We start from the raw sequence: 22756 nt of genomic DNA, 5'->3' as shown, positions 1-22756 counted from the left end.
GAGTGAAAATCTTTAAAATTTATTTTTCTCTTTTTTTGATAGCTTCTTTTATTGGATGCGCAGGAAGTGGTGTAAAAGAAGAAGTAAAAGAAAAGGAGCCTACTCAGGAGACGAAAGAGATCTCTGAAGCAGAAAGATACTATAGCTTTGCATATGAATATATGAAACAGAAAAACTATGAAAAGGCGATTTCACTTCTTGAGAAATCTATAGGTGCGGATTCTTCTTATATTGAGGCATATCTTGCTTTAAGGCAGGTATATATTGAACTTGGAGATACTCCAAAAGCTCTTGAAATTTGCAAAAAAGCCTTAAGATGCACTTCAGATCAAGAAAAAAGGAGGAAAGTTATTCTCGCAATAGCTTCTATTTATGGAAAGTTGGGAGAACCTCAAAAAGCAGAGCAACTTTTTTTGGATGTTATAAGAGATAAACCGAATGATGCAAATGGTTATGATCTTTATGCGAGTTATCTTGAATCCCAAGGTAGAATTCAGGAAGCGATTCAAAATTACAAGAAGGCTTATGAATATGCACCTAATAATGGGGGGATAGCTTTTAGACTTGGAAATGCTTATTTTGAGAGCGGAGATTATGCAAAAGCGGTTGAATTTCTTAAGAAAGCTAAGGATTTTTTTGGAAATGATATTGATGTTATAAAAAGACTTGGGGAAGCCTATACCGAGCTTGGAGAGTATAGTAAAGCTATTGAGGAATATAATTCAATACTCAAGATGATTCCAAAACATGTTTCAAGTAGATTGAATATTGGTAATGTGTATTTGAAAATGAAGCAATACGGAAAAGCAGAAAGTTATTATAAGGAGGCTTTAGAAATAGAACCGGATAATTTAAGTGTATATTATCAATTAATAAACCTTGAGCTTCTTAGAGATAATCTTCCAGGCGTTAAGAAATATATAGATAGAGCTTTTTCAATAGATTCTGATGATGAGATTCTTTTGGCTCTTTATGGAGAGTACTATTATAGGGTAGGTTTAAAGTATATGGGGGATAAAAAGTGGAATCCTGCTATTGAGCAATTTGAAAGCTCTATCAGAATTTGGCAAAAAGTTAGGGTAAAATCTACTGATCCTAAATGGGTTAGTTATGCAAAAGAAGGAATTGCAAGGGCTGAGAAGAACATAGAGGAGATTAAAAAAGTTAGATGGTAAGTGACTTAAATGATTAGATTTTTACTTTGGTGTATTATCTTAGGCATTTTGGGATATTGTGCTTATCTTGGAGTAAGATTTGTAAAGATAAGAGTAAATTATTCTTCTTTAAAAGATGAGGCAATAAGGCTATTAGACCCTACTTCACCTTATTCTTTTGAAAGTATTCCGGAAAGATTGCTTGAAAAGGCTAAGGAGTTAAATATACCTTTTAAAGAAGAGAATATCCATATATTTATAGATGATTGGGAGGGTTATAAGGTTTTGAGTTTTGAATATACAGATTCTTTACCTATTCTTAAGTTTAAGACTCTGTATTTTAAATTCTCTTTTGTTGACACTGTTTTTACAAATAGGTAAAAAATAAATTTTTAATGTTGTTGATCTTCATAATTCTCTGGGCATCTCAAGAAATTGGGAAGAGTTCCTTTGAGGAAGATAACCGATTTAAGGTTGGGGAAATTATTCTTGAAGGAGATATTATTTTTTCCGAAGAAAAGATTAAGAGTTTATTACCCAAAAAAGGAGAAAAATTTAATGAAGAATTATTTAATAAGGGGATAGAAAAGGTTATAGATTTTTATTCAGAAGGAGGGTTTCCATTTGTTAAGGTTACCCCTATGGAATTTTTCCTTGATGGAGAATATATTAACTGTAGGTTATTAATAGAAGCTGGATATTTGGAAAGAATAAGAGAAGTTTTTTTAATAGGTCTTTCTTATACTAAGCCTGAGGTTTTTAGAAATAAGATTTCAATTGCTTCAGGTGAACTATTTAAAGAAGAAGAGATTAGAAGGAAAATTTATAAATTGGAAGATTTAGGTTATGTTGAAATTGATTCATTTAAAATAGTTCCTTTTGTAAATAAAGGTTGGATTGATTTATTTATTTTTTTAAGGGAAAAAAGAGAGCAAAATTTTGAAGGAATTGTTTCGTATTCAGGTAATGGAGGTTTTAGTGGTCTTTTGGGATTCAGAAACAAAAATTTATGGGGTTCTGGAAGAACGGTGGATTTAGAACTGAAAAAAGAAGGAGAAAAATATCAGAATGAACTGCTTAAATATATTGAACCAGGAATATTTTCTTTTCCAGTGGATTTTTGTTTTTCATTAAGTCATGATTATATAAAAGATTTTTATAATTTAATTTCTTTTGAAGGAGGGATTCAATATCCTTATAGAGAAGTTTCCTTTCTTATTCAATCTGGCGTAGAGCTTGTTTCTACAAAAGATACAAGTTATTCATTCCTTTTTGGAGAAACAAATATCTCTTATAACTCTAAGCTCTTTTATACTTATTATAGAGAAAGATTTAGAAAAAGTGGAGGATGGGATCTCGAAATATTAAGTGATTTTTATTTTTTATCCTTTATTCTAAGGTTTAAATATTTTAAGGTTTGCTTACTTGAAGGTATCCACACTTATTTTGGAAGTTTTAGAGGTTACCCTGGGATGCCTTTAAAAGAAGGAGCTGTTATTGGCCTTGAATATATAAATAAATTGGGTAGAATTGCTTTTTATCCTTTTATAGATGCTAATTTCTTTGAAGAAAGATGGCAATATTCTTATGGATTTGGAATTAAAATTAGAAAGTTTTCTCTGGAATATGGTGTTCCTTTTGAAGCCCCTTTTTCTGATGGAAGGGTGTATTTTAAGTTTAAAGAAAGATAACTATCTCTCCTTTTAATCAATTTAAAGGAGCTTTTATTTAAAAACACTCTTTGATTATATTTTTCCTTCTCTTACAAGTTCGGCGAACTTTTCGAAAGATCTATTATAAGTTCTCTCAACATCAGGTGGGAAGAAGCAAGCCGGAAGTTCCCTTCCGCTTAGATGGTAATGGAGACATTCGCAGCATCTTCCTTTTCTGGAACAGGGATTATAAGAGCAATTACATTTCTTTAAATTTGCTTCTTTTATACAATCCATTAAAACCTCCTTAAAGGTAATTATACTTCTTTATATTTTTTTACAATTTAAAAATATAATTCTAGGTTATATTCGCAATATCTTAATATTACTCGTTTAAGGTAAATCTTTAAGCTCTATATTTCCCCAATTTCTGTTATAATAAGGATTCCTCTTGAAATAAAAAAATTTTTTATTATTTTGAAAAAAGTAGATATGCTTTTTTTTATTATTATATCCTGGGGTTCTATAAGTAGTGAAAAATTTACAATAATTTATCCTGATGAATCATATTTGGGTTGTGCAAAAAGCCAACTTGCTTTGTTAGAAAGGTATAGAGAGAATGTTATAGATTTTACTCATAATAAGCCCATAAGGACTTTAATTTTTATTGATGATATTGGAGGAGTTGTTTCCGGATATGCTTTTCCTACTCTTAATACAATAATCTTAAATCCATATATCCCAACTCCTAACCCCGTTTTTGGGAGTTTTTCTTCTTGGTGGAGAGTTGGAGTTATTCATGAGTATACTCATATTGCAAATATGACAAGCGTAAAAGGCTTTCCTAAAATATTACAAAGGTTATTTGGGAAAATTATAGCTCCCAATGTTTATGTTCCTGATTGGATAGCTGAGTCTTACGCAGTTTATTCCGAAAGTAGGCAATTTCCTTTTGAAGGGAGGTTAAATGAGGGATTTTTTGATGCTTACGGTTTTGTCTGCGCAAGAGATGATAAATTTCCCGAAGTGGAGGATTTTACTTATAATCCCTACAAGTTTCCTTATAATAATTCATTTTATATTTGGGGAGGTTTTATTTCAAGATATAGAGGAGAAAAATATGGAGAAGAAAGAATCTCTGATTGGGCTGATAGATATGCTAGTTCGTTCCCTTTAATTGGATTAGAGTTAAGTCATAGAGCTGCCTATAAGAAGTTTTCTTTTGATATATATAAGGAGCTTAAGAATAGGATGAAGGAGGAGCTTAAAGATTATAATTTTTCTCAGGAATCAGAAATAATATATTCAGGAAAAGATTTTTTAGAATTTTTAACAAGTGATGGGAGTAATCTTTATTTCGTAAGGGGAAAAGTTATAAAGAGTTCAATTTATAAAAGTGTTTCATATTCTGAGATTTTAAAGTTAGATCCAAAGACAAAAGCGGTTCAAGTCATCCTGAGGGAGCCTGCCATTTCTGATTTTCCTATACGAATAAGAAATGAAAAGATTTTTTATGGAAAACGGGATGTATTTATAAGTGGTAAAACTCTAATTGGTTGCCATTTTAAAAATGATATATATAGCTTTGATATGAATACTAAAGAAAAGAAAAAGATTTATTCTGACAATGGCACTTTGAAGAGTTTTGATGTTCTTTGGGATGGTAAATTAATAATATGTAAACAAAATGGATGGAGAGGTGGCTGTATTGAAATAGTTGATAATAATAAAAGGGAAGTTATTTTTAATTCGGAGTTAGAAGTTCCTCTTGATGTTGTTGTGGGAGGGGAAAAAATAGCTATTCTTTTACATAATGAGGATAAAGGAAATAAAATATTCTTTTTTGGAGGAGATACTGTAAAGATTGAAGAGTCTTATTCAAAATGTGGATTAAATTTCATTAAAGAAGGTCTTTTGTTTTCTTCAAACAGGTTAGGGAGTTGGCAAGCTTATCTCTGGAAAGATTTTTTATATAGGCTTACCAATCTTCCTTTTTGTTCTTATCCTGTTGTTTTAGATAGAAAGATTTATTTCATTGGGATTTCACCAATAGGACAGACTATCGAAGCAGTGGAGCTAACAGAAGGGGAGAAAATATCAACTTTAGAAGAGCTTCCCCAGGCTTCTTTACCTACAGATGAAAATTTAAAATATAGAGAGGGAGGCTATATCTATAATTTTAGAAATCTACTTTGGGATCCAATTTTAAGGTATCCAACTTTCTATAAGAAAGAAAATGAAATGATTGTTAGGCTTAATGCTTTAGGGATGGATGCTTCAGCAACAAGAATTTTATCTTGGTATCTTGGAGTAAAGGAAAGCAATTTGGAAGAATACGAGGCGAAATATATTGAAGGTTTAAGAGGAGGTCCTTTTTTGTCTATTGAATTAAAGAAGGAAATAAATGAGAAAATGATCAACTTAATTTTTTCAAAGCCAGTTTTTCTTTCTTGGCAAAATGGGCTCCAAGGGATTTATCTCGATTTTATTGCAAGTTATAAGGATAGTCTTAGTATGATAAATTTCCCTATTACTTTTTCTCCTGTTTTTTTATTTGGGGATTATAATAAAAAGCATATTTTGTCTCCATCTATATTATTGGAGTCCAGAAAGTTATGGAGTGATGTTGAGAGAAATATTTTTGATATTTATTTTAAGAGTGTTTTCTTTTTCCCTGGTTTATCTTTAAATTTTTCGGGGATAATGGTTTGTAATGTTGGGAGAAGAGGTTCTGTTTATTTAAGACCTATTTGCGGAGAAAAGAGAGATATGCAAAATGGTATAGGAGGAAGATTTGGAATCGATTATCAAATTCTTAGTATTGGAAAAGGGAATAGTTTGATTCCGTTTTATTTAAATGATGGATGGTTTAGACCGTTTTTCGAGGTTATCAATTCTTTTGAGTGGGAGAAACCTATAATTACTATTGGAACAGTTTTTACTATTGAGACCTCTATCTTTTATATCTTAAGACTAGAACCAAGTATTGGTTTAGGGTATAGAGTTTTTGAAAGGAAATCTTATCTTCTTTGGGGAATTAAGGGTGGTTTTAACTCTACTAAATTGGTAGTTGGTGGAAAGTTATGTCATAATCCAAGGATAAATGATTTTTTTGATTTTAATATAGGTAATTTTGAGTTTTCATTTGAAAAAAGTTTTAATATACCTTGGAATTTATAAATGATTTGATGGAATAAAATCTTTGAAATAAATGGAACCTTTCAAATTTTCCTTCGTCTTTATATATGAAACTTGAGTAAAAAATCTTAAAAGGAGGTGTTTATGTTTAGGAAAGATTTAGTTAGTTATGATCCGTTGGATAAGTTTTTTGATATAAGGGAGGACTTTGACAATGTCATCAGAGATTTTATGAGAGGTTTCAGAGAGCTGGTTCCTGGTAGGGGTGTCTATCCTCTAATGGATGTTAAGGAAGACGAGAGCAAGTATACAGTGACTGTGGAGATTCCTGGAATTGACAAGAAGGACATAAAACTGAAAATGAAGGATAACACTTTGTATTTGGAAGGAGAGAAGAAAGAAGAGACCAAAGAGAAAGGCGAATCTTATATTAGGGTAGAACGCTCCTACGGGAATTTTAGGAGAACCGTGACCTTTGATTCTCAAGTAGATGCATCTAAGGTAAAGGCTGAATTTAAGAATGGAGTTCTTACGGTGATTTTGCCTAAGGTAGAGAAAGAGAAACCCAAAGAAATTGAAGTGGAGGTGAAATAAGGGAAGTAGGGCGGAATAAGAAGCGGGGGTTCCAGAAGGAACTTCCGCTTCTTATTTTAATTCTAAGAGGAATTCTTTGAAAGTTTTGTAATCATTTGGAAGAAGTTTTGGCTCTTTAACTTTACTTTCGATACCGATTAAGGAAGGATGGGGATTAGGGATTATATTTAGAGTTTTTTCTATTATTTCTGGAAACTTAGAAGGATGAGCGGTTTCAAAACAGATGGCAGGTTTATCAATTTTTTTATAATGGTTTAGTAAAGCTGCTACACCTACAGCTCCATGAGGTTCAAGTAAAACATTATATTTTTCGTAAATTTCTTTAATTGTTTCAATTGTTTCTTCGTCATTTATAGAAACAGAATACAAATATTTTCTCATTTCGTTAAGATTCGGATTTCTGTAAATTTTTCCTTTTCTATCTAAGATTCCTCCGTATAGATCAAAATATCTTGCAAGATTGCTTGGATTGCCGACGTTCATTGCATTAGATAGGCATTTTCGAGATGGCTCAAGTTTCTTATAAATTCCTGTTTCTAGGAATCTTGGAAACTCATCATTTTCGTTTGTAGCAATTATAAGAGGTGCTACAGGTAAACCCATTCTTCGAGCGAATTCACAACCCAAAGAATTTCCGAAATTTCCTGAAGGAACGGAAAAAATTGCAGGTTCAAATTTTTCTACTACATTTACATAAGTATAGAAATAATAAACTATTTGAGGTAAAATTCTTCCAATATTTATTGAATTCGCAGAGGTTAAATTCAGTTCCTTTAGTTCTGGATCGCTAAAAGCTTGTTTCACAAGATGTTGACAATCATCAAATTTTCCATCTATAGCTATAGTGCTAACATTTTCTCCTATAGCGTTTAACTGTTTATATTGAATTTCGCTAACTTCTTCTTTTGGATATAGAATGAACACTTTAATCCCTGGAAGATTCTTATATGCATTTCCTATTGCACTTCCAGTGTCTCCAGAAGTAGCTACCAAAATAGTGATTTTTTCTTCTTTTTCTTTTAAGGCTTCCATTAACCTTGACATTACCTGAGCTGCAAAATCTTTAAATGAAGCAGTTGGTCCTTCGTCCATTCTTGCAAGATAAACATTTTTAGTTATTACCTCAATAGGTATGCTAAAAGTGTAAGCCTCTTCACAAATTTTCTTTAATGTTTTCTGGTCTATCTCATATTTAATGAATTCTCTAAGGATCTCAAATGCTACTTCAAAATAAGGTTTACCTTTTAGAGAAAGGATTTTTTCTTCTGGGAATAAAGGTAAATAGGTTGGCATAAAAAGTCCGCCATCCGGAGCTTGCCCCATAAAGAGAGCTTCTTTAAATGTTACTTCGCCTTTAAAACCTTTTATTTCCTTAGTGTTTAATTCTCTATTTGTGCTATAGTATTTTATCATTTCACAAATTTACACTCTTTTAATTAGGTTATACCCATTAGATTTTATAGAACTTAACTCGAAAGTCAACATTTAAATTTCTATTTCTTTTGGGTCTTCTTTTTTGAAAGTGACTTTCCAATCTTCTTGATAATCGAAATTTGCTATCTTTTGAATAGGTATTTTCATATATTTTCCGTAGCCCACAGCTGCAACTTTTCCATTGCTTAAGACAATCTTTCCTTGTCCTTCGTAAGTTCTACTTGTTTCTTTTGTGAGCCATGCAATTGTTCTTATTTCCTCATTAAGAGGAACGGGCTTCTTAAAATTAACATTAATTTCTAAGGTGAGGAACCAAACATCCTCTTTAGAATTCATAAAAATAGTTCTTCCTATTGTTTCGTCTATAATGGCAGTAATTATTCCTCCGTGAAGTCGTTCTGGATAACCTTGGTGTTCTTCTTTTGGTTTAAAAATCCCAACCAATTTCTTGTTTTCTAATTCGTAAAAATTAGCTTTAAGACCGAGGTTATTTAAAAGACCGCAGACAAAGCACATTTTAGAATTTGGTTGTTTTCTTTTGACTTTTTGCTTCATTTTATGTTAACCCTTTATAATTTTTGAATTAATAACTATTTGAAGAGAGTTGTCAAGACCACTTTTCTAAACCTTTTAATTTAATTATGCTACAGGAAGATAAATATAGAAAGTAGTCCCTTCTCCGAGTTTTGAATCTACTCCTATATATCCGTCGTGTTTCTGTATAATTGAGTATACAAGAGAAAGACCTAATCCACTTCCTTTTTGTTTTGTAGTAAAATATGGTTCGAATATTCTTGGTAAGTGTTTTTTTGCAATTCCTAAACCGTTATCCTTGATTGTTATTTTTACGTATTTTCCTTCTTTAAGAGGTAGATTTGAATCTTTCTCTACAGTTGTATTTTCAAGATTTATTTTTATTATTCCGCCTTCTGGCATTGCTTCTTTTGCATTATTGAGTAAATTATTAATTACTTGCCTAAACTGATTTTTATCCACACTTACTTTCCAAATATCTTCTGGAAAATTATAAAGTAATTTCACGGTGGAACCTCTGAGATTGGATTCTGTTTCTTCTTTTATTATTTCTGAAATTTTTGTAATTTCTTTATTAGGGGCTCCTCCACTTGCAAATGTAGATAGTTTTTTTGTTAGATCTTTTGCAAGATTTACTGTTTCTTGGACCTCTTTTAATATATTAATTAATTCTTCATTGTTTCCGCTTTTTGTTATTGCAAGCTTAACATTCAAAGTGATGTCTTTAAGAAATTTTTCAAAGTTATTTGCAATTCCTCCTGTAAGGATTGCGATAGATTCAAGTTTTTGAATTTTTTGTCTTTCTTGTTCTATATTTTTTTGTTCTGTAATGTTATGAGCAGATACAAAAATAACTTCTTTCTTACCAAAAATTTGATAATCTACATGAATGTTTACGGGATAGGTTTCGCCATCCTTTTTGCGATAAGAAGACTCAAAGCTTAAGTGACCTTTTCTTTTGAGAGTGTTTACAAATCCTTTAAATTTTTCTTCTGTAAATTCAGGACATATATTGTGCCATTTTGTTGTCAATAGTTCTTTCTCAGAATAACCTAGCTCTTTGAAAGAATATTTGTTTGCAAATATAATTTCTCCAGAAGGAGATAACCAAATAATAGATTCAGAGGCATTGTCAATAGAATGTTTTATTAGTTTAAGTTGTTCTTCTACTTTTTTCCTTTGGATCACGTTTTCTATAATTGAGGGTAGAAGCTTTAGATAATTACTTTCAGGATCTTTTATTATATAATCATAAGCATTTGCCTTCATGCAGTTAACAGCTATCTCTTCATTTCCAAGACCTGTTATTATAATAACAGGTTCTTTTAAATTTAAATTTAGCACGTCAAAAGCTGTTCCATCTTTAAGTTGGAAATCTTGGAGAATTACATCAAATGTTTTTGAGTTTAGAGCTTCTTTACATTCAGAGATAGAACTTGCCGTTTCAATTTCATAAGGAAGATTGTTTTTTTCTACAAATCTTTTTAAAGCCAATTGGTCAAATTTATTATCTTCTACTAAAAGTATTTGATATTTTTTCTTTTCCATTATGGTGTCTCCGATAGAGTCCAATACATCTTAATTGTTCTAATTACTTCAACGAAATCTTTGTAATTCACAGGTTTCATCATATACCCTGCAATTCCAAGATTAAAACTTTCCATCTTATCTTTTTCTTCTTTTGAGGTAGTTAGAATAACAATAGGAATGATTTTCAATTTATCTTTCCTTTTTACAATTCTTAGAAATTCTATTCCATTCATCCTTGGCATTTTTATGTCTAAGAGGATAAGCCCCGGGCGCTTATTTTTTTCGTTATTTAGATAATTTAAAGCTTCTTTCCCATCATGGGTTACAATTAAAGGATTTGTAATCCTAAGATCGCTAAAAGCTCTTTCTACGCTTTTTATATCTACTTCGTCATCCTCAACCAGTAAAATTGCTTGTTTTTTCTTCATAAAAAATCTCCTCCTTTTTAAGTTATTATTGCTTTGGTAAGGTAAAGAAAAATGTTGTTCCTTTACCTAATTTAGATTCTACCCATATTTTACCTTTATATAATTCTACTATTTTCTTTACTATGGTTAAGCCAATCCCTGTGCTTTCTTCTTTTTTATTGCCCAAAGTTTGGAATATCTCAAAAATTTTCTCATGATACTTTTTGTCAATCCCAGGGCCATTATCTGAAATACTGAATTTCCAATAGTTTTTTTCTTCGGTGCATCCAATCTTTATGATGCCTTTTGGCTTGTCTATGTATTTTATTGCATTGCTTAAAAGATTTTGGAAAATCTGGATTAGGCGTGTTCTATCAGCCATGTAGATTGGTAATTTATTTTCTATTTTTATTTTTATATTTTTTGGGGGAGATAATATCTCAATTGTTTCTTTTACCAAGCTGTTTAAATCGACTTTTTCAACTTCGCCTTCGGTCCTTCCAATTCTTGAGTATTCTAATATTCCTTGAATCATATTGTTCATTCGCAAGGTCCTATCTTTAAGAAGTTTTAAATTTTCTTTTCCTTTTTCATCAAGTTTCTCATAATAGTCTTCAATGATCCACTCAGATAATTGATTTATACTTCGGAGAGGAGCTTTTAGGTCATGGGAAACTATATATGCGAAACTTTCCAATTCTTTTGTTCTTTCTGCGACTTTCTTTTCAAGCTCACGACCATAGGCTACTATTCTTTTTACGCGAATCCAGAATATAAAATGAATAAATCCGCCAATGAATATTAAGATAATAAGTCTAAACCATACTGTTTTCCAAAAGGGAGGGGTTATGATAATTTTGAGAGAAGTTCCTTCTTCATTCCAAACTCCATCGTTATTAGAGCCCTTTACTCTAAATGTATAAGTTCCTGGAGCTAAATTTGTATATGTTACCTCTCTTTTATTTCCAACATAGTTCCAATCTTCGTCGAAGCCTTCAAGCATAAATGCATACTGATTTTTTTCTGGGGCTAAGAAATTTAATGCCGCATATTCAAGGGTGATTACTGAATTCTTATAAGATAATACGATTTCTTTTAAAAGACTAATATGTTTTTTTAATGGAGAATCTTCTCTTCCAATTGGAACTTCTTTATTGAAAAGTAGAATATTTGTTATAACTACAGGAGGAACAAAATGATTTCTTTTTATGCTATCAGGATGAAAGATTGTAAGGCCGTTATTTCCTCCAAAGAATAATCTTCCATCTTTTCCTCTAAGACAAGCTCTACTATTAAATTCATTTCCTTGAAGTCCGTCACTTACATCATAATTTTCAAAAATTGGTTTTTTTGGACGATTAATAGCATTAATGAATTTTGATAAGCCTTTATTAGTGCTTACCCAGAGATTCCCTTTATTATCTTCACAAATTCCTCTTATTACATTGTTTGGCAGGCCATCTTCTTCATTATAAAGGATGAAATTATTACTATCTGGGTTAAAGAGATTTAATCCATTTTCCGTTCCAACCCATATATTGTGTTTACTGTCCTCAAAAATAATAACAATTGCATCAGAACTAATACTCCTTGGATCTTCTCTATTGTGGATGAAATGGGTAAAAACTTCTTTTTCTTTATTAAAAACATTGACACCCGCAGTTGTTGCAACCCATAACTCTCCAGAATGAGTTTCTATAACCATTTTTACCCAATTATTTGTAAGACTCTTAGGATCATCAGGATTGCTTTTATAATGCTTAAAACTTTTTGATTTATAATCAAACTTGTCAAGCCCTCCTCCCATTGTAGCAATCCACAAGTTTCCTTCTTTATCTTCTGTGATTCCAAAAATGTTGTTTTTACTAAGGCTGTTTTCGTCTTTTTCATTGTGTAGATAATGAGTAAATGTTTTCTTCTTTTCATTTAGAATACTTAATCCTCCACCCCAAGTTCCTATCCAGATATTATTGTGCTTATCTCTTAAGATTGCCCAAACAGCACCTGGGCTCAAAGAGTTAGGATTTCTTTCTTCATAAAATAAGTGTTCCCATTTATTGTTTCTTTTATCAAATATATCAACTCCTTTTTGTGTTCCGACCCACAGACGATCCTCTTCTTCATAGATCACGTTAACATTATTATCACTCAAGCTATTTGGGTTATTTGGAATACTCTTTATATGTTGAAATTTGTATAAGAGTTTGCTATAATAGTTAACACCACCATTATAAGCCCCAATCCACATTGTGCCTTCGTTATCTTTATAAATAGAGGTAATTCCGTTATTTGAAAGAGATGAATTATCATAAGGTATATTACGATAGTGGTGAAATATAGGATAATTATTCTTTTCAAAAATTTTCAGATTCATTAGGTTTAATCCATCTTTTTCTGTTCCTATCCATAAGAATTCATTATTGTCTTCCTCTATTGTTACAATTGCTCCTGGACTTAGGCTATATTCATTGTTATTTTGATGATTATAATTTTTGAAAACAAATTTTTTGGGATTTTTTTTATCATAAGTCATACAAAATAATCCATCTTTTTCTGTTCCTATCCATATTCTCCCTTTCGTATCTTTATATATAGATCTAATATCTATATCTTTCTTTACAACAGTAAACTGATTTGTAGTAGCGTCTAAAGATAAAAGTCCAGCTCTTGTAGCAACCAAGAATTTGTTTTTTTCGTATTGGATAATCCCCTTTTTTATAAATACATACGGCAATTTCTGATCTTCACTAATTAAAAGAGAAAAGGAGTCTTTTTCGGGATAATAAATGGCAAAATTATAAATAGTGGTGATATAGAAATTACCATCTTCCCTTTCGTAAATTCCCTGGACATAGTCGTCAATGAAAGAATTGACAGGAATAAAACGATCTAGTTCTCTATTATATTTATTAAGCCCTCTTTTTGTTCCAACCCACAAAATTCCCTTTTTATCTTCATATATAACATTAATCCCATTATCACTTATAGTTCTTTTATCATTTGGATCATTTTTATATATTGTGAATTTGTAACCATCGTATTTATTAATTCCATTATTTTCTGTTCCAAACCACATATACCCATATTTGTCTTTTAAGATAGTGACAATCCAACTGTGAGAAAGGCCGTCTTGAGCTGTAAGATGTGCAAACCTTATTCCTAAATCATTACAATATATAAGATAAGGGATAATTAAAACAAATAATAAATTTTTCTTCATAAAACACCTTTATTTTAATATAAAAAAATCATTCCAAAAATTAAGATATTGATTAGTAATAACTTATATTTTTTAAATGAGCAAAATTATAAATATGAGTAAAAATTATTTGACTCTAATTTGGTTTATATTTTTGAATTATTAAGTTTCCGATTCTATTCCATCTAACTTTTTGTAGAAAAGAAGAAAAGGGAATCTCTGGATCCCAAGACCAATAAATTAATATTGGGGAGCCTGAGATGTTATTTATAGGGACTGGTCCCCAGAATCTTGAGTCATCGGATTCGTCTCTATTATCGCCCATTGCGAAAACGCATCCTTCTGGAACTACAACAGGTCCAAAGTTATCCCTTAGGTAGGGATATTTACTTAATTTTCTTTCTTCCCATAGTTTTTGGAAAAGCTCTTTTTCTATATTTAGAGGGGGGTATTCATTAGGATCTCTATTTGTTGCATAGGGAGCTTCTACTTCTTTGTTATTTACAAATAATCTTTTGTGTTCAATATAGACAGTATCTCCTTCTAAGGCAATACATCTTTTGACAAAATTTAAATTTTTGAATAAGCCCTTACCTCCAAGTGGATAACGAAAGACGATTATTTCTCCTCTTTTAGGTTCTCTTATTCTAATTAAGTATTTATCAGTGAATGGGAGTTTTATTCCATATTTAAGTCTATTTACGATTAAAAAGTCTCCTATAAGAATTGTGTCTTTCATTGAACCTGTTGGAACATGAAAGGTTTGCACAATAAAACCACGCAAAAACAATATTATGCCTATTGCAATTCCCCAAGATTTAATTTCTTTAAGAACTTTTTGTTTGTCCATCATTTTACCCACTTTCCATGGCATTTTTTAAATTTGTTTCCACTGCCACAAGGGCATTTTTCATTTCTTCCAATATCTTTTAATTTTTTCCCTTCTTTAGCCAATTTTAAGACCTCCTCTTTAAACTTTTTATCCAATTCTGGATTTCCTATTGTAGGTATTTCTTCCTTTGCAGTCAAGACCTTCTTTGGAGAAACTTCCCCAGAGTCTTTTTGTATAAATTGTCCTTTAAATTCTTCTTTAACTTCAATTCCCTCGACTTCCTTTGGTCTTTCAACTGTTCCGGGAATAAATCTATAAAGTAATTTAATGGAGTTTCTTCCTATATTGTAGAGAAGATCTTCAAACATAGCAAATGATTCTCTTTTATATTCAACCAATGGATCTTTTTGGGCAAAGCTTCTTAGGTTAATTCCTTCTCTTAGGGCGTCTAATTCATAAAGATGATTTCTCCATTCTTCATCTATTACTCTTAAAAGGACAATTCTTTCAAATTGTCTCATATTTTCTTCCCCAACAATTTTCTCTTTTGCTTCATATTTTGAACGAACAAGTGCTCTTATTCTTTCTTCCATTTCTTTTTTTTCAAAATCTTTAAATTTCTCTTTTTCAAGGTCCACCAAAAAAAGTTCCATCAATTCAGATTTGAATCCTTCGGAATCCCATTCTTCAGGATCTCGTCCAACCAAATAAGAATCAAACAGAGAATTAAGGATATCTTCTATCCATTCCATCACTCTATCTTTTAAATTTTGTCCATCCAAAATTTGGTTTCTTATGCTATAAATGACCTCTCTTTGTTTATTCATAACATCATCATATTCTAATAATCTTTTTCTAATATCGAAATTCATTCGCTCTACTCTTTTCTGGGCATTTTCTATTGCTTTTGAAATTAAAGGATGTTTTATAGGTTCTCCTTCCTTAATTCCCATTCTATCCATCGCTCCAGCTATTCTTTCAGTTGCAAAGACCCTCATTAGATCGTCTTCAAGGGAGATGTAAAAACGAGAAGCTCCAGGATCTCCTTGACGTCCAGATCTACCTCTTAGCTGATTGTCAATTCTTCTAGCTTCGTGTCTCTCTGTTCCAATTATGTGTAAACCACAAGGGACGTCTTCTTTACATTTATTAATGTCTACATTTTCGCAAGCTTTTTGATTTTTTTCCATTATAATACAACATTCTTTACATTTGATTACTTCTTTCGCCAATTTTATATCTGTCCCTCTTCCCGCCATATTTGTGGCGATAGTCACTTGGCCTTTTTCTCCTGCGTGGGCGATAATCTTTGATTCTTTTTCATGATATTTTGCATTTAATACTTGATGTGGAATTCCTTCTCTTTGTAACATTCTTGAGATTAATTCAGATACGTCTACAGAAACAGTTCCAACAAGAACAGGCAGTCCTTTATTGTGTAATTCTTTAATTCTATTAACGATTGCGTTATACTTTTCTCTTTTTGTTCTATATATTAAGTCATCATAGTCAATTCTTCTTACAGGTTTATAAGTTGGAATTTGAACTACATCCAAATTATATATTTCCATAAATTCTTCTGCTTCTGTAGCTGCTGTTCCAGTCATTCCTGCAAGTTTTTTATACATCTTGAAGTAGTTCTGGAGAGTTATTGTTGCAAATGTTTGTGTTTCTCTTTCTACTTTTACATTCTCTTTAGCTTCTAATGCTTGATGAAGTCCATCCGAATATCTTCTTCCCGGCATAAGACGACCTGTAAATTCGTCCACTATTACAACTTTTCCGTCTTGCACAATATATTCTACATCTTTTTCAAAAAGTGTATATGCTTTTATCAATTGGTTTGCAGCGTGAATTTTTTCTGATTTTTCTGCGTATTCTCTTTCAATAGCTTCTTTTCTTACTAATTTTTCTCTACTTGAAAGAGAGGGGTCTTTTTCAATTTCTTCAAATGCGATTGAAAGATCAGGCAACTGGAAGAAATTTTCGGACTCTCTTTGGACGATTAGCTCCTGACCCATTTCAGAGATATTTATTGAGTTTTCTCTTTCGTCTATTGCAAAATAAAGTTTTTCATCTATTTCATGTAGTTTTTTTTCTTTTAAGAAACGAGATTCTGTCTCTTGTAGGAGTTTTTCAATCTCTCCGTCTTGGAGAAGCCTTAGAAGTTGTTTGTTTTTGGGATTTCCTCTTTTTGCTATTAGTAATTTTTCTCCCGCTTCTTCTTTTTTATTCTCTTCTAACAATTTTTTTGCTTCAGCTATTATTCTATTTACAAGAAGGGTTTGTTTATGAGTTAAATTTTGGATAACAGGTTTCAAATCACTATAATGTCTACTTACGGAATGTTGAACTGGTCCTGAAATTATAAGAGGTGTTCTCGCTTCATCAATTAAGACAGAGTCCACTTCGTCAACTATTGCATAATTATGTCCTCGTTGCACTCTGTGTTCTGGAACAGTAGCCATATTATCACGGAGATAATCAAAGCCAAACTCATTATTAGTTCCATAAGTTATATCGCAGTTATATTCTTTTATTCTTTCTTCGGTGCTCATCTCTGTTAGAATAACTCCTACTGAAAGGCCGAGGCTCTCGTAAATGGGTCCCATCCATTCTCTGTCTCTTCTTGCAAGGTAGTCATTTACTGTAACCAAATGAACACCTTTCTCTGTAAGAGCGTTAAGATATAGAGGCATTGTGGCCACAAGTGTTTTACCTTCTCCTGTTTTCATTTCTGCTATTTTCCCTTGATGTAATACTATTCCTCCTAATAATTGGACGTCATAAGGAACCATATCCCATTCCCATTCCAAGCCAGTTACACTCCATTTTTTTCCAAGGAGAAGCTCACAGGTTCTTTTAACAAGAGCAAAACTTTCTATAAGAAGGTCATCAAGAGATTCTCCTTCTTTTAGTCTAATTTTAAATTCCTCAGTAAATTTTGGAAGTTCTTCTAATTTTAACTTTTTGTATTCGGTGTATTTTTTATTTATCTCCTCTACAATAGGATATAATCTCTTTAAAACTCTTTCATTATGGGAGGGGATAATTTTTCTTAGAAGGTTAAACACAGATTAAGTCTCCTCTTTCTTCACCTGTAGAAATATAGCGAACTTTTACTCCTGTGGAATTTTCTATAAATTTTATAAAGCTTTTAGCATTCTTTGGTAAGTCTTGGTAGGTTTTTATGTTTTTTGTATTATTCCACCCAGGAAAGCTTTTGTATACAGGAACTACTTTTTCTAACTGCCAAACTTCCGGAGGAAAATAATCTTGTTTTTTGCCTTCTATTTCGTAGGCAACACCTATTTTCACTTCTGGTAAGCCATCCAAAACATCTATTTTTGTAAGAGCTAATTCTGTTGTTCCAGTTATCCATATAGCATATTTTAGAGCAACGAGATCCAACCATCCGCAACTTCTCGCTCTTCCTGTTGTTGCTCCAAATTCGTTCCCAATTTTTCTTATAAGTTCTTCTTCTTCTTCTTCCATTTTTGTTGGTAAGGGGCCTTTACCCACTCTTGTTACGTATGCTTTTGTAACACCTATAATATTAGAAATCACATTTGGTGGAATCCCACAGCCTGTTAAAATTCCTCCTGGTGTAGGATTAGACGAAGTTACATAGGGGTATGTTCCAAGATCAATATCAAGAAGAGCACCTTGAGCTCCTTCAAATAGTATTCTTTTATTTCTTTTTAGTAGATTTTTTAGAAGTTCGACCGTATCTGTTACAAGATGTCCATATTTATCTTTGAATATTTTTAATATTTCTAAGTAAGAGGATGGAAGATTAAATTTAGCTAAATATTCTTCCGAGAAGATATCGCACAATCTGATTCCTTTCCTTAAGATTTTGTTTGCATAAGCAGGCCCTATTGCCCTTCCAGTTGTCCCAATTTCTTCTTTCATCTCTTTTTCTTCTTCAAAGTAGGATGGTAAAATCAAGTGGCTTCTTTTACTTATTTTTAAATTGTTTTTTATTTCTATTCCCCTTTTCTTTAAATTTTCTATTTCTTCAATTAATTCAGAAATTTCAATTACTACTCCGTTTCCAATTATAGAAATTTTATCAGGGTGAAAAATTCCTGATGGAATTAGATGCAAAGCTATTCTCTCTCCTTTATAAATTACTGTATGTCCAGCGTTTGCTCCACCTTGATATCTACAGACGACGTCGAAAGACTCTACAATATTATCTATTAGTTTTCCCTTTCCTTCATCTCCCCATTGAAGACCAATTATTGCTACATTTCCTTTTTTCATAATCTTTAAAAACTTTCTTTGTAAAAGATTTGGAGTTGTCTCCCAATTTCATTAGAGAATAAATTTTTAAGAGAAAATTGAATTCCTATGCTCCCTGAGTGTATTCTATATCCTAAACCAACTCTATGCTTTTCCTGGTCGTTTGTTCCCATTATATATTCTAAATGAAGAAAGTTTACTTCTCCCAAACTTAAGGCGAGATTTCCAAATAAATCCAAATTCTTTTTTTCTTTTTCGTAATTATAATTTGTTCCACAAGAAAGTAGAAGCATAGGGAAAAGATGAGTTCCTAAAGTTATAAATATATATTTTTCAGCATAATTTTCAATTGGTTCGTTATTAAAACCTATTACACTTTCTAATATTTCGTTTTTAAACAGTCTTATCCTGAAGTCAATCGTGGGTTGTTTTTCCCATTCAATATCTCCGAATCCAACAATATTTCTCCCTCCATAGCTAAGACTTAAAAAAATGCCATTCCATATTCCAGCTCCAAGCTTAGCTCGTAGTTTTCCAATTGGTTCTTCTTTCACTTCTAAAAAGACCTCTCCATGGTAAAGCATATTAGGAAGTGGATTGTCAATTCCTATTATTCCTTCAGAACTTGCCAAGATGGAGAAAATAAAGAGAGTCATTTAGGCCTCCTTTTATATGGTGAAACGAAGATTTCCCTCACCTATTATGTTGTTAACTTTTTCTATCATTTCCTCATCAGGATTTATTTTTATATCTCGGGATCTCAGTTTGATTTCTTCATAGTTATTTCTGCAGAGAATTATTAGAGGTATTTTCCCAGGATATTCTGTTAAAATTTTCTTTATGCCTGTTATATCTTCCTCACTTATTTCTCCTATATTAAGAATTAGATAAGCATTCTTAATATGTTCTTCAATTTTTTCAAGTGGGATAATTTTTTCTGCGGTGATTTGTTTCTGATTAGTACTTAAGTCCTCTTTTATTCTTCCTTTTATTACAATAGAGGAAAAATTGTCTATTTTGGTTCCTATCTCTTCAAATAATTTGGGAAATATAAGAACATCAAACGAGCCATTTTCGTCTTCTACCTTTAGTTTTGCCCAACGTTGATTCTTTTTGGAGGTTTTTTTCTCACAGTTTATTATTGTCCCTCCTGTAATTATTAATTTATTAGAAGGAAGTTCCTTAATTTTTTCTGAAGGGGTAAAAAGTGCTTCTGCAAGTTTTTCATATTTATGTAGAGGATGATTTGAAAAAAAGAAACCATAAGATTCAAGTTCATATCTCAATTTTTCGTCTTCTTCGAATGGAGGTGCAGGAACAAGTTCCATTTTTTTCTCTTCAAATAGAGAACCCATTTTTCTTTTTTCTTTTGATCTTGCATAGTCCACAGCATTTTGTAAAGTAGAAAGAAGAGAATTCCTATTGGGGTGAAGGGAATCAAAAGCCCCAGCTTTTATTAGGCTTTCAATCACTTTCTTGTTTACTAGTCTTCCACCTGCTCTTTCTACAAAGTCAAAGAAGTCTTCAAATTTCTTTTTTTCTCTCTCTTTTATAATTTCTAAAACAGCACTTTTCCCAACATTTTTTATTCCTCCTAAGCCATATCGGATTGCATTTCCTTCTGGAACAAATTCATACTTAGATATGTTTATACAAGGAGGTTTAATTTCTATCCCATGTTCTTTCGCATCTTTAATGAATTTCCTTATTTCTTCTACATCTTCTCCTATGCTGCTTGTAAGAGAAGCTGCATAAAATTCTACAGGATAATGAGCTTTTAAGTAAGCAGTTTGGTAAGCTATCTCTGCATAGGAGACAGAATGAGCTTTGTTAAATCCATATTTTGCGAAAGAACTCATCTTTTCAAAGATTTCTTCCGCCTGTTTTTTTGAAAGTCCATTTTTTAAGCAACCCTCAATAAATTTTTCTTCCATTGATTGCATCACTTCTATTTTTTTCTTTCCCATTGCCTTTCTTAAAATATCAGCTTCTCCTAAAGAAAATCCACCAAGAATATTTGCAATTTTCATCACCTGTTCCTGATATAGCATTATCCCATAAGTTTCTTCTAAAATAGGTTTTAGTTTTGGATGGATATACTCTGGCGTAATTTTCCCCTTTTTTCTTAAAGCAAATTCGTCCTGATCTATGTTTTGAAGAGGCCCAGGTCTATACAGAGCAACTGAAGCAACAAGATCAGAAAAATCTGTTGGTTGGATTTTTCTAAGCATTTTTTTCATCCCTTCTGATTCAAGTTGGAAAACTCCAGTTGTGTCTCCTCTTCTTATAAGTTCAAAAGTCTTTTTGTCATCTTTTTCTAAATTGTAAATGTCTAAATGATGGGGAATGTTTTTTAATGTTTCCTGAATAACAGTGAGGGTTTTTAACCCTAAAATGTCTACCTTTAAGAGTCCTAACTTCTCTAATATTTCCATTGAGAATTGAGTTGAGATAATTTTTTCTTCTCCATTTGTATTCACAAAAAGAGGAACATAATCTGTTATGTCTCCCGGAGCAATTACCACACCGGCTGCATGTGTAGAAGTTTGCCTTATTAAGCCTTCAAGGGTTTTAGCAATTTCAATGAGTTCTTTTAAATCTTTTCTGCTTTCAATTTTCTCCTTTAGTTCCTTAGAATTATTTATCGCCTCTTCAATGGATTGTTCTCTTTCTATTTCTTTGGCTAATTCGTCACAGTCAGAATAAGGTATCTCAAGAACCCTTCCAACATCCCTTATTACGGATCTTGCTTTTAGTATACTGAATGTAACAATTTGAGCAACGTTTCTCTCTCCATATTTTTCTTTTATATATTGAACCACCTCATCTCTTCTTAGATCAGAGAAGTCAATATCTACATCTGCCATAGAAATTCTCTGGGGATTCAAAAACCTCTCAAAAATAAGACCATGTTTTAGTGGATTAACATTCGTTATCCCTAAACTATATAAAACAAGACTACTTGTTGCAGAACCTCTTCCTGGTCCAACAGGAATCCCTTTTTCTCTTGCGAAATCAACGATGTCTTTGATTATTAAGAAGTAGCCAGATAAGCCTAATTCTTTTATTACGGAGAGTTCATATTCTAATCTTTCTTCTTCTCCTGGGGTAACCCTTTTCACTTTTTCAAGCAGCCCTGTTTTTGCTAAATACTCAAGATATTCATCAGGACCATTAAAACCTTTTGGAATTTCTATTGAAGGCAGTAATCTTTTACCTATTTCAAAAGCCACAGGTACGCATTTTTCTTTTAAATATTGAGTATTTTCAATGGCTTCAGGGATGTCTTTAAAAAGCTCTTCCATTTCGGAAGGAGAACGAAGATAGAAATTATCTGTAGGTAATTTTAAGACATTTTCTTCACTAATAGTTTTTTTTGTTTGAAGTAAAAGTAGAATTTCATGGGTTTTAGAATCTTCTTTTTTCAAGTAATGCACATCATTTGTTGCAATTATTGGAACGTCAAATTTTTTAGAGAGTTCTATTAACTTTTCATTTACTTCTATTTCTTTTTCTAATCCCACTCTCATTATTTCAATATAGAAATCATCCTTAAATTCTTTTTTAAAGAATTTAATCTCTTCTTCTGCTTCCTCTAACTTATTATTAAATATAAGAGCAGGAATTATCCCATTTCTACAAGAACTTCCAACAATTATTCCTTCTTTATATTTTAAAAGAAGTTCTTTATCAAGCCTTGGCTTTTTGTAAAAACCCTCAATGTATGCCAAAGAGGAGAGCTTCATTAAGTTGTGATAACCTTTTGAATTTTTTGCCCAAAGAGTTATATGATAGTTTTCTGACTTCTTTTTTCTCCCTTCTAGAGAGAAATAACCTTCCATTCCAATAATTGGTTTTATTTGGTTTTTTACTGCTTCTTCGTAAAACTCAAACACCCCAAAGAGATTTCCATGATCAGTAATGGCAACAGCATCCATATTTAAGTTTTTTACCTGAGCAATTAAATCCGGGATTTTTATTCCACCGTCTAATATTGAGTAGTGGCTATGGACGTGAAAATGTGTAAATTCCAT

General features: G+C 31.7%; 16 protein-coding genes. 5 read left to right on the top strand and 11 right to left on the bottom strand.

The genetic code is table 11. From position 1 onward, the window contains the following. Window positions 1-2: 2 nt before the first annotated feature. From ABIN61_02990 to ABIN61_02980, 3 genes are read left to right on the top strand one after another with little or no spacing between them, the layout of a single operon-like run. Window positions 3-1175 (top strand): tetratricopeptide repeat protein, encoded by a 1173-nt coding sequence (locus tag ABIN61_02990; GenBank protein ID MEO0293173.1) that lies wholly within the window; start codon window positions 3-5, stop codon window positions 1173-1175. Between the two features lie 9 nt (window positions 1176-1184). Then, window positions 1185-1535 (top strand): hypothetical protein, encoded by a 351-nt coding sequence (locus ABIN61_02985; GenBank protein MEO0293172.1) that lies wholly within the window; start codon window positions 1185-1187, stop codon window positions 1533-1535. Window positions 1536-1555: 20 nt separating this feature from the next. Continuing rightward, window positions 1556-2845 carry a POTRA domain-containing protein gene (locus ABIN61_02980; GenBank protein ID MEO0293171.1) on the top strand — a complete coding sequence of 430 codons (1290 nt, stop codon included), beginning with the start codon at window positions 1556-1558 and terminating at the stop codon, window positions 2843-2845. Window positions 2846-2899: 54 nt separating this feature from the next. Here ABIN61_02980 and ABIN61_02975 read toward each other — a convergent pair whose 3' ends face one another. Further along, window positions 2900-3103, bottom strand: a complete 204-nt coding sequence (locus ABIN61_02975) for a DUF6485 family protein (GenBank protein MEO0293170.1) — start codon at window positions 3101-3103, stop codon at window positions 2900-2902. Window positions 3104-3283: 180 nt separating this feature from the next. Here ABIN61_02975 and ABIN61_02970 point away from each other — a divergent pair, with 180 nt between their 5' ends. Next, complete coding sequence (locus tag ABIN61_02970; protein MEO0293169.1) at window positions 3284-5986, top strand: hypothetical protein; 2703 nt, start codon at window positions 3284-3286, stop codon at window positions 5984-5986. 102 nt (window positions 5987-6088) lie between these two features. Further along, a complete protein-coding gene (locus ABIN61_02965; protein ID MEO0293168.1) occupies window positions 6089-6538 on the top strand; it encodes an Hsp20/alpha crystallin family protein in 450 nt (149 codons plus the stop codon). Between the two features lie 51 nt (window positions 6539-6589). On the opposite strand, the gene thrC is transcribed toward ABIN61_02965, so the two are convergent. From thrC to dnaE, 10 genes are all read right to left on the bottom strand, one after another. Beyond that, a complete protein-coding gene (gene thrC / locus ABIN61_02960; GenBank protein ID MEO0293167.1) occupies window positions 6590-7951 on the bottom strand; it encodes a threonine synthase in 1362 nt (453 codons plus the stop codon). A 72-nt stretch (window positions 7952-8023) separates the two neighbouring features. Then, a complete protein-coding gene (locus tag ABIN61_02955) occupies window positions 8024-8527 on the bottom strand; it encodes a PaaI family thioesterase (GenBank protein ID MEO0293166.1) in 504 nt (167 codons plus the stop codon). A gap of 84 nt (window positions 8528-8611) precedes the next feature. After that, on the bottom strand, window positions 8612-10054 hold the full coding sequence (locus tag ABIN61_02950) for an ATP-binding protein (GenBank protein MEO0293165.1): 1443 nt from the start codon (window positions 10052-10054) through the stop codon (window positions 8612-8614). Next, window positions 10054-10464 (bottom strand): response regulator, encoded by a 411-nt coding sequence (locus tag ABIN61_02945; GenBank protein ID MEO0293164.1) that lies wholly within the window; start codon window positions 10462-10464, stop codon window positions 10054-10056. Before ABIN61_02945 ends, ABIN61_02950 begins: the two co-directional genes overlap by 1 nt. Window positions 10465-10489: 25 nt before the next feature. Beyond that, window positions 10490-13663: a two-component regulator propeller domain-containing protein gene (locus tag ABIN61_02940; GenBank protein ID MEO0293163.1), complete on the bottom strand. Its 3174-nt coding sequence runs from the start codon at window positions 13661-13663 to the stop codon at window positions 10490-10492. Between the two features lie 115 nt (window positions 13664-13778). Beyond that, on the bottom strand, window positions 13779-14495 hold the full coding sequence (gene lepB, locus ABIN61_02935) for a signal peptidase I (GenBank protein MEO0293162.1): 717 nt from the start codon (window positions 14493-14495) through the stop codon (window positions 13779-13781). Continuing rightward, window positions 14492-17548, bottom strand: coding sequence for a preprotein translocase subunit SecA (secA, locus tag ABIN61_02930; GenBank protein ID MEO0293161.1), 3057 nt, complete (start codon window positions 17546-17548; stop codon window positions 14492-14494). The genes lepB and secA overlap by 4 nt, the downstream gene beginning before the upstream one ends. Then, entirely contained in the window at window positions 17541-18743 is a 1203-nt protein-coding gene (gene purA, locus ABIN61_02925; protein ID MEO0293160.1) for an adenylosuccinate synthase, read from the bottom strand. Before purA ends, secA begins: the two co-directional genes overlap by 8 nt. Window positions 18744-18748: 5 nt before the next feature. Beyond that, window positions 18749-19378 carry a hypothetical protein gene (locus ABIN61_02920; protein MEO0293159.1) on the bottom strand — a complete coding sequence of 210 codons (630 nt, stop codon included), beginning with the start codon at window positions 19376-19378 and terminating at the stop codon, window positions 18749-18751. 12 nt (window positions 19379-19390) lie between these two features. Then, on the bottom strand, window positions 19391-22756 hold the full coding sequence (gene dnaE / locus ABIN61_02915) for a DNA polymerase III subunit alpha (GenBank protein MEO0293158.1): 3366 nt from the start codon (window positions 22754-22756) through the stop codon (window positions 19391-19393).

The sequence above is a fragment of the candidate division WOR-3 bacterium genome (assembly GCA_039804165.1).
GTDB lineage: Bacteria > Hydrothermota > UBA3072 > UBA3072 > UBA3072 > JAFGHJ01.
Note: the sequence above shows the minus strand (reverse complement) of the source record. Positions and strands in the feature narration are given on the sequence as shown.